This is a genomic window from bacterium (assembly GCA_019695305.1).
In the GTDB taxonomy this organism is placed as follows: domain Bacteria; phylum UBA10199; class UBA10199; order UBA10199; family JAIBAG01; genus JAIBAG01.
Map to the genome: position 1 here is coordinate 61,434 of JAIBAG010000008.1, position 13,977 is coordinate 75,410.

Below are 13,977 nucleotides of genomic sequence, written 5' to 3' on the forward strand. Positions count from 1 at the left end.
TTTGTAGAGCCAGACACTGTCGGTCTGTCCCGCCTAGCACCATTGCAAGGTTGAACAGATATTTTGCCGAAAACCCGTCACCGTTTTAAAAAACGGTTTTAGGTCAATCAGTGTTCTTCGTGTGCTACGGCCAAACCAATATAAATGGTAGACAGAAGCGAAAACACAAAGGCCTGGACCAAAGCTACGAAAATTCCAAAGGCCATAAAAACAATAGGGACAATAAGGGGCACAAGCCCCGAAAAAATTCCAAGAACAATATGGTCACCGGTTAAATTGGCATACAAACGAACGGCCAACGTAACGGGGCGTACAGCATGCGATACTAATTCGATGGCAAATAAAAGAGGGGCAATCCATAAAACTGGGCCCATAAAATGTTTTAAGTAATTGACCAAACCTTGTTCACGTATGCCCACATAGTTGTAATAAACAAAAACAACAATAGACACGGCGTAGTTGGTATTTACATTACCAGTAGCAGGGTCAAAACCTGGGATAGCGCCTAATAAATTGTTGAACAGTACGTAAACAAACACTGCACCAATTATAGGGAAATAATATTTTGCATCGTGGCCAATAATGCTTTCCATCAATTCCAATACTCCTTGAGTGATAGATTGGAATAAGTTTTTGAGAGATAAACGGCCATCGGGAACAAGTTCTTCTTCTACCGTGCCTAAGTTAGCACGATAAATGAGGGCTGCAATTATAATAAGAGTTCCTACAAAGGCGCCGGTAAAAACGTGTATATATTCATGAGGGATATGCAAGAAGGTGGCAAATAAATTAAGACCGTGTTCCATTTTATTAATTTTCCTTTCTGGGGACAAAAACACTGCGAACGCTCTCGCCAATAATACCAACAATGATGGCACCAAAACCGGCTACAAAAGCCATGGTGTTGACGCGCACCTGTAAAATCATAAAGCCCGACAAGGCAATAAGGCCGATGATTTTAAGGAAAAACAAAAAACCAACTGAAGCTTTGGGAGCTTCGGGAGCCAGTAGTTTTTCCACAAAAAATTTAATAAATCTAAAATTACAAATACCAACAATAGCACCTGTAGTAAAACCACCAATTACAGAAAACGAAGGCCAAAATAAATAAGCCGAAACAATAAGGCCAAGAACAGCATATGTAAGCGCTATTTTTTGTACAGTATGAAGCGGGATAAGTTCTTCTTTAGATACTGTTTGTGTAGTTGTGCTAATCATTCGTTGTTGCTGTAGCGGTTTAACAATCTGACCAGGTTGTAAAAACCAACGACGGCTCCTGTTACAATACCAGCAATGGCAATCCAGGGTTTGGTGTTAAAATGAGTATCGGCCAAGCCCCCCAGCCATAATCCGGCTACAATGGACAAAACCAACTGAAACCCAACCGCACCGTAAATGGCGAAAGCTTTATAAAAGCTTTGGTTCTCCTGTTGATCGTTTGGTTCTTTATCCAAAGTGGAGGCGGGATTACCATGCGGAAGGCGCATGAGTCAAATATTTCTTTTGGTTTTTTTGATCAATTTTTAAGGAATAAGTATTTGATATTACTTATATATTTCCCATGGCTGAGTTTGAAGATAGTGATCAATCAATTTTAGGATGCGGGCTCTGTCATCTCGTGTTTTTTTATTTACTCATTAAGAGTTTAAGCCGCTCTTCTCGCGAGTTCAAAAACGAAGTGCAGCTTAGGCGTTTAAATTCGCATTAAAATTGGCTTGAAAACTCTATCAAGGAGTACATGAAAAAAACCGGCATTAAGCAAAAAACCAAGGCTATTAAGCAGGCTGTGGCCGAAGCGCTGGAAATGCGTAAAAAGAAAACGCCCAAGGCCGATTTTTCGGACCTTTTGGGAATAGGGCTTAGGGTGCCTCCAAAAGGAATTCCAACTATAGCGGATGAAGATGAATTGTGGGGAGAATAAATGGTTATTGATACCTCGGCTCTTTTATCTGTTTTATTTAACGAACCTACGGCTTCCTGGGTTTTAGAACAACTGGATCTTCACAAGGGGCAATGGAGAATGAGTACGGTTAATTTGGCCGAGGTATTTATTCTTGTTAAAAAATACCAACCCCAACTTTATAAAACAATTGAGACCAATGTTCTTTCAAAACCAATACGGTATGTTCCTCCTCAAATAAAACATGTGCAAGTGGTGGCTGTGGCTCGCGATAAATATCCCATCAATCTCGGCGATTGCTTTGCCTATGCGCTGGCGATGGATGAAGGCTGCCCCCTCTTAACCCTCGATAAAGATTTTAAAAAAACCGATGTTCAGGTGCTGATTCCTCGGTAATATTCTCCAAAAACTCTCTTTTTCCCGCAACTTTACCCCCTTAATTTGCCGATAATACTACTAAGAGTACTTTTAAGGTTCATCCAAACCATGTACACTCATTTATAGGTAAATTATGGCCGACGATTCATCCCAAGAGAAAACCGAAGACGCGACCCCCAAACGCTTAAGGGAAGCCCGCGACAAAGGGCAGGTGCCTAAAAGTAAGGATGTAAGCCAGGTGGCAGTTTTAGTGTTATGCTTTATTGCCATGGCTGCCTCTATGAGTTACATGGCGGGCGAATTTAAAAGGTATTTTGAACTCTGCTTTAAATCCATCGGACAAAATGAAATAACGTGGGCTGTGGTGTACGAGCTTGGAAAACTGGGAACGTTTACCATGATTAAAACCCTGTTGCCTATTTTACTTACCGGGGTGGTGGTGGGTTATTTGGCAGGGCTTTTACAAGTGGGGGCTATTTTTACGGGTGATCCGTTAACGCCCAAGCCTGAACGCCTAAACCCTATTGAAGGCTTAAAAAACATGTTTAAGGTAACGGTGCTTATTGAGCTTGTTAAAAATATCGCCAAAATTGCCGTGGTTTTTTATTTGGCCTACACCTCTATTTATAAGGCACTGGATGCCGTTATTCAGTCATCGCGCGTTGATATGATGATTTCGGCTGGTATTACGAGTGATATTATTACCGAATTTTTAGTAAAAGTGTTTATCTGCTTTATTGTGATTTCGGGTTTAGATTATGCGTTGCAGCGTTGGGATTTTATGAAAAATATGCGCATGTCTAAAGATGAAGTGAAGCGCGAGTATAAGCAAGACGAAGGTGATCCGGCGGTAAAAGGTGAGCGTAAAAGACTTCATCGCGAGATGGCTTTTGGAGATGCCAAACAAGCGGTAAAAAAAGCAGATGTAGTGGTTACTAACCCTACCCATGTTGCCTGTGCGTTGCAATACGATAAAGCTGAAATGGCTTCTCCTACGCTCACCATGAAGGGTCAGCGTAAATTTGCGGAGTGGATGATTGAAATTGCCGAAGCTGAAGGCGTGCCGGTTATTCGCAATATTCCGCTAGCGTGGTCGCTTTTACATTTGGAAATTGGCGAGGAAATTCCGGAAGAGCTTTACGAAGCTGTTGCCGAAGTACTGACTCTGGTTTACGAAATGAAAAATGAAGAGAAACCTAAAGATCCTCAGAATGCTATTTTTGTTTGATATTTGCGTGGATCGCCCTTTCCCGGTAAAATTTTTTTCTGATTTTGAAAGGACCGCTTGTTGTTGACGGTTTGTGCTGGATATCGCCGGTCCCACTGCGTGGGGCCCTCCGGCTGGGGCATGAGTTTTCTTTTGGGGTTGCTTGGTTTTGGGTGAGCGGTCCACAGAACAAAATCAGAAAAAAATTTTACCGGGGAAAGGGCTTTTTTATAATAAATAAAGAATTAACCCTAAAGCTGCTACCAAAATAATTCCCCCAGCAGCCATGAGAACAATCTCTAGCGTATCAAATTTTAATTTGGGGCCGGTGGGTTTGGGTGCTTCTGGTGTTTCGGGCTCGCCCGATTTTTCTTCACTTTTTGGTGTTTCTTCTTTTTTAGGTTCTTCAGCTTTAACTTCTGGTTCGGGTTTTGTTTCGGGTTTGGCGTCCGGTTTAGGTTCTTCCTTTTTATCTTCAACGCTCATTTTAGCAGCTGGCGAAATCTGTTCTTCTTTTTTGGGTTCTTCTTTTTTTGGTTGAGGCTTTTCTTCTTCTACAGGTCTTAATTTTTCAGCTTCTAGCTTGGCTTTGTTTTCGTAATCACGCGTTAAAGCTTCCATGTCAATATCTTGAGGGTTACGAAACAAAAATTTGATGGTTCCTAGCGTAATGGTATCGCCATCTTTTAACGTGGCTTCATTAACCTTGCGGTTATTAACATAAGTTCCGTTTTTGCTATTGTTGTCGGTAAGAGTAATGCCGCCCCATTTGCGGCTTAAAACGGCGTGTTTACGGCTAATCACGTTGGAATCAATTGAAAACTGGCAGGTAGGGTCACGGCCAATAGCTAATTCTGGGATGTCGTCTGTTAATGTTACTTTGCGGCCTTTTGTTTCGGGAGAAATCCCTTCTAGACGTGGCAGGGCTTCTACATCAAGCGCCGACAGCACTTTTTTAATCATCTTAATTTCAATAATACCCGAATCGGTTTGATCTTCAAAAATTCCCTGGTCTTCCTCGGTAATTTCAAAACTAATATCAAATTCCTCTACACGGATATTGTCTTTATCGGTCAGTAAATTTTTTTCGTGTGGTTTTAAAGCTTTGTTATTAAGCAGGGTGCCGTTACCGCTCTCTAAATCAACCAAATAAAAATCGTTATTCATGCGAATAATTTCGGCGTGCTTGCGCGAGATGGTTTCGCTATCAAGCGAAATATCGTTTTTACCACGACGACCAATTAAAATTTGGTCTTTTTTTACATGAACACTTTGCGAGGTGCCTGTTTTGCGGTTTTTAATGGTAAATTTTGGCATTTTTTCGTGATTATTTAGGGCATCCGCCTAATTGTGTTATTTGCACTTTGAGTTTCTCTCTGTCCAGAGGAATATCTACGGTTTTTAGTTTAGATAAAGTACACAAGTATTGTGCGGCCTTGGTTTTATCGCCGGTTTGTTGGTACAAGTTGCCCAAGGTAAAAAGAGTACGCGCATGGTTTGCATCAAGCTCCAATGTTTTTTGATACCATTTAAGTGCTTCATCGGTTTTGCCATCGCTTTGGTAGGTATAGCCTACACTAAATGCGGCATCGGTAAAATTGGGTTTTAATTTAAGGGCCGACATATAGGCTTTAACCGCTTCGGCAAAATGGCTATTGGCTTCGCCTCCATTCCCGTTATTTTTGGCCATGAGTGCCAAGTTATAATGGGCAAAGCCGGCGTTAAAATAGGCTTTCTCGTTGGCGGGCATTTTGGCCACTACTTTGTCAAATTCGTTAAGCGCCATCGCGTAATTTTTTTCCTTTAAAAAACTCACGCCCATATTGAGATGAGCTTCTGGTGAATCGGGCTCGTTTGACATGGCATGCGAGAGAGCTTGTTGTGCCTTTAAGGTTTCACCTGTTTTTGTATATAAATTGGCCAAATTTACCCAGGCTTCGTTTAATTGGGGATTTATTTCTAACGCAAGTTTATAGCGAATAATGGCTTTTTCGGTATCGCCATTTTCTTGAAACAACTTTGCCAGTTCATGATGCGCATAAGGATGTTCGGCATTAAAGGTGGTGGCCTGAATGAGTGCGTTAATAGCTAGTTTTCTTTTTTCTGGATCCTTTGGGCCCATGGCCACATAAGTAAGTCCCATGTTATAAAAAGCATCGCTAAACTGTTTGTTATATTTGATGGCCTTTTTAAATTCGCTAATGGCATCATCAAAACGGCCCAAGCTATAATAGATGGTTCCCAAATGATTATAGGGAGAAGCGTATTTAGAATCGAGACTAATGGCTTTTTGCAGCGCTTGTGTAGCAAGCTCCATTTGACCTTTAAATTTATAGGCTAGCCCCAAGTTGTTCCAGGCCTCTACATAGCTAGGCGACACCTCGGTTGCTGTTTTACATTCAAAAATAGCGCGCTCATTATTGCCATCGTGCATGGCGGTAACGCACTGGTTGTTGTGGTATATGGCGCGTTCTGCGGGTTTAGAAGCCTTGTCTTTGGCCAAAGCAGGTGTAGCCAGTAACATAAGAGATAGAAAGATAAACTTCATAGATTTCAATATTTTCCATGAAATTTAGCAAAAAAGCTATTAATTTTAAGTAATTATTGTTAGGTTTACCGCCTTCAGCATTTCGGCATCTCCTGAGTCTAAAGTTGTCTCATTAAATGATAGAAATACTGTGAATATTTTATGACACAAACAGATACTCCTGTGGATAGCAAATTTACAGGCTTGGGCATTGCCCCTAAAGTGATGGAGCTTTTAAACCATCTCAAATTTCATACTCCCACCCCCATTCAAGAACAATCCATCCCGGTAGGGCTGGAAGGAAAAGATATTATTGGAATAGCGCAAACCGGTACCGGTAAAACCTTGGCGTTTTCCATCCCGCTGGTGCAGCGTTTGCAACAGTTACCGGGACGCGCACTTGTATTGGTGCCCACACGCGAATTGGCTATTCAGGTAAACGATACCATGAAGTTACTTGCCAAACCCATGGGGCTTACCAGTGTGGTGCTTATTGGTGGTGAATCCATGAACCGCCAAGTGGACGATTTAAAACGATACAAACCGCGCATTATTATTGCCACTCCCGGACGCCTTTTAGACCACATGCAAGAAGGAACCATTTCGTTGGCCGATATTGAGCTTTTAGTTTTGGACGAAGCCGACCGTATGCTAGACATGGGTTTTGCTCCCCAAGTAAACCGCATTTTAAAAAGCGTGGTTCGTAAAAAACAAACTTTTGTATTTTCTGCCACCATGCCCGAGGGCATTGTCAATATTACCAAAAATTTTATGTCACTTCCGGTACGTGTAGAAGTAGCACGTGCTGGAACCACGGCCGAAAAAGTGGAACAAGAAATTATTATGGTGGATCGTGAAGGCAAAATGCCCATCTTAGATGATATCTTAAAAAAGCATGTGGGAACGGTACTTATTTTTTCGCGTACCAAACATGGCGCCCATCGCATTAAACGTATTCTTATTCAAAAGGGATACAGTGCCGCCGAAATTCATGCCGATCGCAGTTTGGGTCAGCGTAAAGAAGCCTTGGAAGGTTTTAAAACCGGCAAGTACCGTATACTTGTGGCTACCGATATTGCTGCTCGTGGTATTGATGTGAGCCACATTGAGTTGGTCGTAAACTACGATTTGCCCGGCAATTCCGAAGATTATGTGCATCGCATTGGCCGCACGGGACGTGCTGGACGCGCCGGAAAAGCCATCTCATTTGCCACGCCGGACGAAAAACGCGACATTAAAGATATTGAACGCGTGATTAAGCAGACTCTTTCTATAACACCCATGCACCGCGAAGCCTTGTCGCTTCAATTGCCTTCTACAGTAGGTGGCAATGCAAATGCCGGGATGGATAAACGGAAAATGATTTTAAACGATATTAATCGCGAACGTCTTAAACCGGGGCGTCGTCGTTTTTCACGGCGTTAGTTCATTTCTCTCAAATTGAAAATTCTTCCAAAATGCTGTTTTTATTGACACTTCTGGGGGTTGGAGCGCTTTAAAACATCAAATAAAATCAATAGCTTATAGATTTATCTTATCATTATAATTGGCATCAAATTTGAATATTAAGCCCGTATGGGCATTTTTCGGGTATATTTTTTTCTTATCTTATCATGTTGTTTGATTTCGTGTGCGGGCAATCATGATGGTTTTGTGCCTAATGACGATAAGGGCAAGCCGGTAGAAGAATGTCCCCCTGGTTCAAGTGATCCCAAATGTGTGGAGCCTCCCCCGGCTCCTCTTCCCGATTTTTTAAAAGAGCCCGCTTTTTATGATAACGATCTACGCTTTTTTAAACATCCCGGTTTACTCAAAGTAAAATCATTAAACAGTTTGTGTGGAAACACAGCATGTACGCCCGATGTCATGAAACAATTTGATGTAGAGATAAATCCTGCAACTGTAACCATGACATTAGCACAAGGTGAAATGATAACTCAGGGTTTTACACTCCAAAATGATACTGCGCAAAATTTAGATGATGTGGATGTGGATCTAGAAGATTTTTACCAACTGAAGGATGGTATGTATACGGCGGTTGAAAATCCTGCTGAGTTAGAGAGCTATGTGGCTAAAAACTGGAAGCATTTGGAAAAAAAATCTTCCGGAGCATGGGTTAATGTGGAAGCTCCCGAAATGTTACTTAAGAATGATGCAGATAGTTTGAAGGGATATTTTTTATTTCCAGAAACTTTGAGTGATGAGGGGTTTATGCCGCAAGGCCCTGTAGTGATCAAGTCGGGAAAATCGGCCAAGCAAGATTCCACTCAAAGTTTAGTCATCAACGTAAAATTTACTACGCCCTATACCAATGTAGTGGAGTATGCCAGAGAGCCGGCTGCTAAAATATTATTTAATATGGAAAGCCCCGACAAACAGTTTCAGCTTATATTAGATAGTGTTGCCTACATGTATACTAATGGAAAACTTATGCCCGATACTGCATTTTACAGGGGCTATTTAACAGTAGGGAGCATTAAAAAAATTATATATCTTTCTTCGGAATCATTTTTACAGGGAGGTGAGGTTGAACTGGAGGTAAGAGTGACGGCCACTACTAATTCAACAGTGGTTACCTTAAGTGAAGCGGGCAATATCAATAAATCCACTCTTCCAGCTCCCTTTCCTAAGGGGGCATCAACATCTCCGTATCCGCTTTTAATGCTTCCGCGCGATCAAGAACTGAACGTTACATTTTATAAATCCAGCTATACATTTGAAGAATTTACTGTAACGGAAAATTCCTTATCTGCGTCTGGAGTGTTATCGCAAAATATATTGTTTGATACCAATTTTGAGATCTGTAACAACACGCTGGATGGATTAAATGCCCAGAGTATTAAGGTGAGTAAAGGGGCTTCTTTTTTCTGTTTAATGGATGATACTGTTTTGCAGTATTTTCCCCCAGACACTTCGCCAGATTTTTCAACTCAAATTTTACCAGGGCAATTTAAAACTATTGTTAATTTTATAAAGCCGGTTCCGGGTACAGAAAATGGTTCGTATTTTGGACGAATGGTTTTTAGAAGTAAGGATCATGTTGTGGGGGATGTTCCTGTATCACTCACGGTGCATCCAGTTCCTTTTGTGAAGCCATGGCAAGCGGTGGGGATGTGGTATCGCTTGCCATTTTTTTATTCCGGTAAAATGAATGTTGGCCTCATGAAAAATGATTTCAATCTTATGCTTGAAAACGGGTTTAATTTTATTGGGATGAACAATATCTACGATGAAAACAATGTTTCCGACAGAACTTTAGATCTGTTGAGTGGAAAAGGCCTTAATGATGGTTTGCGCTTCGATCAATACACCATGAATTATAATAAAAATATTGATCTAAAAACACTCACTGCTAACTCAATAAGCAAGTTTGGATCTAATTTGCCTGTTTTTGCCGGAACCGATGAGCCTTTTAACGATTTGAGAATGAAAGCCCATTTGGAGATGATGGCGGAGATGAAAAATAAATTTGGATCTCTGGGGCTGGAGATGCCCACTCTTATTAGCAATTCGGGGCGTAGTGTTTTGGAAAGGGTATTAGATACACAATGTGATTGCCAAAATGTTGCGAGTGATACCCAAACTATTAAGACTATTTGCACAGATAGAGCCTTAGAAACGCCAAATGCTTGTGCCTCGGATACTTTGTGGGATGCGGCAGTGATGACACGTTTTACTTTATCATGTCCAACCCCTGGGGGATGGACGTGTAAGGATAAAAATCTATCTGCTCAATATTGTCAGAATTATAATTCTTATCAATTTATAAACGAATGTTTTTATGAAGATGGCAAGTATATGGCAAATGACGGTACGTTATTGGATCCGCTCACCGATATTTGGCATTCTTCAATTTCAGCTACCAGTAACATGACCTGTCAGATGGATGCGACTGGAAAGAATATTATTTATGATTCTATTAGCCGTGATTTAAATACAATAATTGATGCCAGAAGAGCCGATTTTGAAGGGGAACAGGTTGAGGCCAGGCAGCGTCATATCAAGGAGGAAAAGTTCTACTTTCAATCATATTTTGAACACCCGCAATTAAATCGCACTTATTTTGGTTTTTTTCTATTTAACAGCCGTTTGGATGGGGCTATGGCCTTTACCTATAATTGGAGCTACCCGGGAATGGGGGATCCCTTTGTGGAGAGCCCTCAGATGCCTACGGTTGAAATGCGCACGGTTTATCCGGCCAAAGGAACATCAATTCCCACCTACCAGTTTATGGGTTTGGGTCAGGGAGCTATTGATTTACGCTGGGCTGCAACCGTGAACACCCAGTTTAAAAAAGCTTATGATAAATTTTGCACCAATAAAACGTCCAGCAGTTGCCAGCAAATAAAAACCCTTTGCCAGTCTTTTAACACTAAACTGGCACGTTTTGACGAGCCGGCTTATTACGATGGAAACGAACCTTATTATTATAATACCGACCGAGCAGCCTGTAACGCGAACGCGGCCAAAGTACTTTATGCTCACGACTACGACCGTATGCGAAGCGATTTAAAAGACATGAGTATGGAACTGTATAATATGGGTGTTACGGTAGAAGACGGTGAAGAAGAAGTAAAAACCTGGGTTTGTGACGGGTTTTAGTTTTACAGATAACCCGTAAAATAATATTTGATCTTTCCCTCTAAAATCACCACAATACACCTCTCTTTAATTTTAACCCTAACTTTATAAAGGACTTATTTATGGCCAAGAAATCTTCTAAAGAAGTGCTGGTTGTTGCCAGCAAAGTAAAAGCTTATATCAAATCCAAAAAATGCCAAACCTCGGGCGATGCCATTGGCGCTATCAGCAATGCTGTGTATGCTGCCATTGACCGTGCTATTGAACGCACAAAGGCAAATCGTCGTAGCACAGTAAAACCTCAGGATATTTAATCCTTTTGATCTTGATTAGGGGCATGACTTTCACTATCTGTGAGTCATGCCCCCATTTTCAAAAAATCTACTCTCCTGGTACGATCGCTGTAAACGCGATTTGCCCTGGCGGCATACCACTAATCCCTATTTTATTTGGATATCCGAAGCGATGTTGCAGCAAACAACTGTTGCTACGGTAATTCCTTATTATGAGCGTTTTATTCAAACACTCCCTACACTAAAAGATTTAGCAACAGCTCCCGAAGATCAGCTTCTCAAATTATGGGCAGGTCTTGGTTATTACTCGCGCGTGCGTAATCTTAAAAAAGCAGCGCAGAAAGTTGTTGGGGAATTTAACGGTAAACTTCCGTCTACTGCCGCACAACTCAAAACACTTCCAGGTTTGGGCGATTACGCCTCGGCAGCCGTTGCCAGTATAGCTTTTGGTGAAGTGATCCCGGTGGTTGATGGCAATGTGTTGCGAGTGGTTGCCCGCTATAAAGGAATTGGGGATGACATCATGCTGCCTAAAACTCGCGAAATGGTCCGCGACATCATGAAAGAACTTATCGATAAAAAACGCCCAGGTGATTTTAATCAGGCCGTGATGGAATTGGGTGCTACCGTGTGTACACCTAAAAATACGCAATGTCTTTTATGCCCGCTACGTGATGGATGCACGGCTTATAAATCAAATCAGGTTCATTTGCTTCCTATCAAAGTCAAAAAAACAAAATACATGGACGTCAATCTTACCTGCTTTGTTTATCAACATAAAAAATCCTACTGGCTTACCCAGCGCGCCCAAGGTGAAGTAAATGGGATGATGTGGGAGTTCCCGTTAGAAGAAAGCCGCCCTCAAAGAACAGACATAAAACCGGTAAAACATGCCATTATGAATAAGCGGATTACCGTTTGGCCTGTAATAGAAAAAATGTCTCAAAAGCCCAAGCAGGCAGGAAGTTGGATTGCTATTACTCAACTTCAAGAGTACCCGCTCACCACTATTACCAAAAAAGTTCTTAAGTCCATTCAAAGCGTTCAGTTTTAGCCCTATTGACTTCGGTTCCAATCCCCACTATGCCAAAGAAATGGCTTGGTTTTCGTCCAAAACAAATTCTCCTATTGCGGTTAAAAAAATAACCCCACTTTTTTCACAAAAAGGCATGAAATTTAAACGGGATGTGTTGGTTCGCGAACTTCTCAATTTGGGCAATTCAAAAATCACATCCAATATTGCAAAGCTTGTAGGGGATGAGGTGGAAAAAGAAATTTTTAACCGCCGCATTGGTGTTCTTACCACCGATACCTTAAATGCCATTGTTACCGAAAAATTAGTGGCACTGGGTTTGGCAGACGATGTTGCTGCCACGGAAGAAAATAAAACAAACGGGCATCATCCCATTTTATCACAAGATGTATTAAGGGTTTTGCTTCCAGCTGAAGAAAAAAAGAAAGCTGCTCCCGAAGTTATCCCGCTTGTTCAAAAAGAAGCTATTTCCTATTTGCCCGATGCCCAGCAAAAAATTGTATCAGTAGCAGCCAAGCGTGATTTTGGTGGGAATGTTCAAGAGTTTTGTGATGGCATTTTAGAACGTGCAGCACGCGCGCTTACCCAAGCCGATATCCATTTTGACCCACGCTTAAATTCAGATAAAATTGAAAATGAATGGTATAATTTTTTAGCATCAGGAGTTTTTTTACCAACCTTAGATGTGCTGTCTCACTTAGGCTCGTTATGGCCGCAAACATCTCCTGCTTTTACGGTGGAAGATCAGGCAAGCTCGCTAAGCGAGGGCTTACAACATTTAATTGAAAATCATCAAGCAGGGCGTTCTTCATTTATTGAATTAAAATTGCGAGCGGCAGGCGATGTTATTGGTGGTAAAACATTAAATGCCGTTAATCCTCAAGAATTACTTAAATTTTATGCTCAGGGTTTACAACTGTATCCTGTATCCGGCTCTACAACTCATAGTGTTTCTTTAAGTTTATCGCATCCACAAAGTGATCTATTTTTAAATGCGCTTCTTGAAAATCAAAATTTTTTTAAAGGCATATTTGCCCCAGACCGTGAGTTTTTACAGGCGTTAAATCAGGATGATTTTGTTAGTCTATTAAATCCACGGACGGGCTCTCTGGTACGTAAAGTACCTGTAAATTTCTTTTTAGAAAAATTTGTGGATCTTTTAAGCCGCGATGGAGAACTTAAATTTTATTTTCCACATCAAATTGCGGCTACTCCGGGTGATGCCAATTCATTTCTTATTCACCCTTGTCATGCGCAAGCTTTTAAACCTGGAAACAAAACGTTACTGGGCTCACTCAATATTTTTTCTTGTGTACACGATGGTAATTTAAATTGGGGGTTGTTAAAAAATGCCGTTTATCGTGCTGTACATTTTTTAGATAATGTCCTTTGCCTTTCGTCTGGCCTTGAAAAGGAAATTGATGTAGCGCGCTTAAGTTTAAATATTTGTGGGTGGGCTATGGTGTTGATGGAAATGGGAATTCCATACGATTCACGAGAAGCTTTGCTCTTGGCACAGGAAGTTTGTGGTTTTATTCATGAAGAAGCCATGCTTTGCAGTGCACAACTGGCCTTAAAAAGAGGCGTTCCTCAAGACTTACACCGGCAAGATGGTCCCGTGGTGCGGCATGCAGCGTTTGTAGGTATTGATGGTGATGAAGAAGTAGCGTCTATTTTTGGTGTGACGCCTGGTTTGGAGCCGTTAGACGATGAACGTCAGATTTTAGTAAAAAGTGGTTCAGTTTTTACAGTAGAAGCTCTGGAAAGCCTCTATTTAAAAGAAAGAAAAATGAGTAAGTCAGTATTTAAAAAAGGACATGAAATTTTGGCGGCGCAGCATTTGTATATGCAACAGGTGTGCGAGCGTTATGCGGATGGCTTGGTAGATAAAAAAATTCCTCTCACCGATCTTTCGCCAGAGGGTGTTAAAAATATTCTAGTGGCGGCTCACCGTTTAAATTTAAAAACATTGCATGTAGTGCATTTGTTTAAAGAGAAGGCAGTTTCGGTTTTTAAAGCTTCTTTTTCTGATAAGGGTAATTATTTTATGCCTTAAAT

Annotated in this window: 13 protein-coding genes; 8 read left to right on the top strand and 5 right to left on the bottom strand. The window is 41.2% G+C overall.

The window, feature by feature from the left end; genetic code table 11:
- Positions 1-107 precede the first annotated feature (107 nt).
- Genes atpB through K1X76_05605 form a run of 3 tightly spaced genes read right to left on the bottom strand, consistent with a single transcriptional unit; the run spans position 108 to position 1,487 of the window.
- Positions 108-806, bottom strand: coding sequence for a F0F1 ATP synthase subunit A (gene atpB, locus K1X76_05595; GenBank protein MBX7148540.1), 699 nt, complete (start codon positions 804-806; stop codon positions 108-110).
- Between the two features lie 4 nt (positions 807-810).
- Entirely contained in the window at positions 811-1,218 is a 408-nt protein-coding gene (locus tag K1X76_05600) for a hypothetical protein (protein ID MBX7148541.1), read from the bottom strand.
- The gene (locus tag K1X76_05605) at positions 1,215-1,487 is read right to left on the bottom strand and encodes an AtpZ/AtpI family protein (protein ID MBX7148542.1); all 273 of its coding nucleotides are present in this window, start codon (positions 1,485-1,487) and stop codon (positions 1,215-1,217) included. The genes K1X76_05600 and K1X76_05605 overlap by 4 nt, the downstream gene beginning before the upstream one ends.
- 251 nt (positions 1,488-1,738) lie before the next feature.
- Between K1X76_05605 and K1X76_05610 the strand changes: the two genes are divergently transcribed.
- The 3 genes from K1X76_05610 to K1X76_05620 all read left to right on the top strand — a co-directional run bounded on the left by K1X76_05610 (position 1,739) and on the right by K1X76_05620 (position 3,506).
- The gene (locus tag K1X76_05610) at positions 1,739-1,921 is read left to right on the top strand and encodes a hypothetical protein (GenBank protein MBX7148543.1); all 183 of its coding nucleotides are present in this window, start codon (positions 1,739-1,741) and stop codon (positions 1,919-1,921) included.
- Positions 1,922-2,296, top strand: coding sequence for a type II toxin-antitoxin system VapC family toxin (locus K1X76_05615; protein MBX7148544.1), 375 nt, complete (start codon positions 1,922-1,924; stop codon positions 2,294-2,296).
- Between the two features lie 115 nt (positions 2,297-2,411).
- Positions 2,412-3,506 (top strand): EscU/YscU/HrcU family type III secretion system export apparatus switch protein, encoded by a 1,095-nt coding sequence (locus tag K1X76_05620; GenBank protein MBX7148545.1) that lies wholly within the window; start codon positions 2,412-2,414, stop codon positions 3,504-3,506.
- 207 nt (positions 3,507-3,713) lie between these two features.
- On the opposite strand, the gene K1X76_05625 is transcribed toward K1X76_05620, so the two are convergent.
- Positions 3,714-4,802, bottom strand: coding sequence for an FHA domain-containing protein (locus tag K1X76_05625; protein ID MBX7148546.1), 1,089 nt, complete (start codon positions 4,800-4,802; stop codon positions 3,714-3,716).
- 10 nt (positions 4,803-4,812) lie between these two features.
- On the bottom strand, positions 4,813-6,033 hold the full coding sequence (locus K1X76_05630; GenBank protein ID MBX7148547.1) for a tetratricopeptide repeat protein: 1,221 nt from the start codon (positions 6,031-6,033) through the stop codon (positions 4,813-4,815).
- A 141-nt stretch (positions 6,034-6,174) separates the two neighbouring features.
- Between K1X76_05630 and K1X76_05635 the strand changes: the two genes are divergently transcribed.
- From K1X76_05635 to K1X76_05655, 5 genes are all read left to right on the top strand, one after another.
- Positions 6,175-7,437, top strand: coding sequence for a DEAD/DEAH box helicase (locus K1X76_05635; protein ID MBX7148548.1), 1,263 nt, complete (start codon positions 6,175-6,177; stop codon positions 7,435-7,437).
- Between the two features lie 150 nt (positions 7,438-7,587).
- Positions 7,588-10,614: a hypothetical protein gene (locus tag K1X76_05640; GenBank protein ID MBX7148549.1), complete on the top strand. Its 3,027-nt coding sequence runs from the start codon at positions 7,588-7,590 to the stop codon at positions 10,612-10,614.
- Positions 10,615-10,715: 101 nt separating this feature from the next.
- Positions 10,716-10,907 carry a hypothetical protein gene (locus K1X76_05645; GenBank protein ID MBX7148550.1) on the top strand — a complete coding sequence of 64 codons (192 nt, stop codon included), beginning with the start codon at positions 10,716-10,718 and terminating at the stop codon, positions 10,905-10,907.
- Positions 10,908-10,953: 46 nt separating this feature from the next.
- Positions 10,954-11,940, top strand: a complete 987-nt coding sequence (gene mutY, locus K1X76_05650; GenBank protein MBX7148551.1) for an A/G-specific adenine glycosylase — start codon at positions 10,954-10,956, stop codon at positions 11,938-11,940.
- A gap of 115 nt (positions 11,941-12,055) precedes the next feature.
- A complete protein-coding gene (locus tag K1X76_05655; GenBank protein MBX7148552.1) occupies positions 12,056-13,975 on the top strand; it encodes a hypothetical protein in 1,920 nt (639 codons plus the stop codon).
- Positions 13,976-13,977 lie beyond the last annotated feature (2 nt).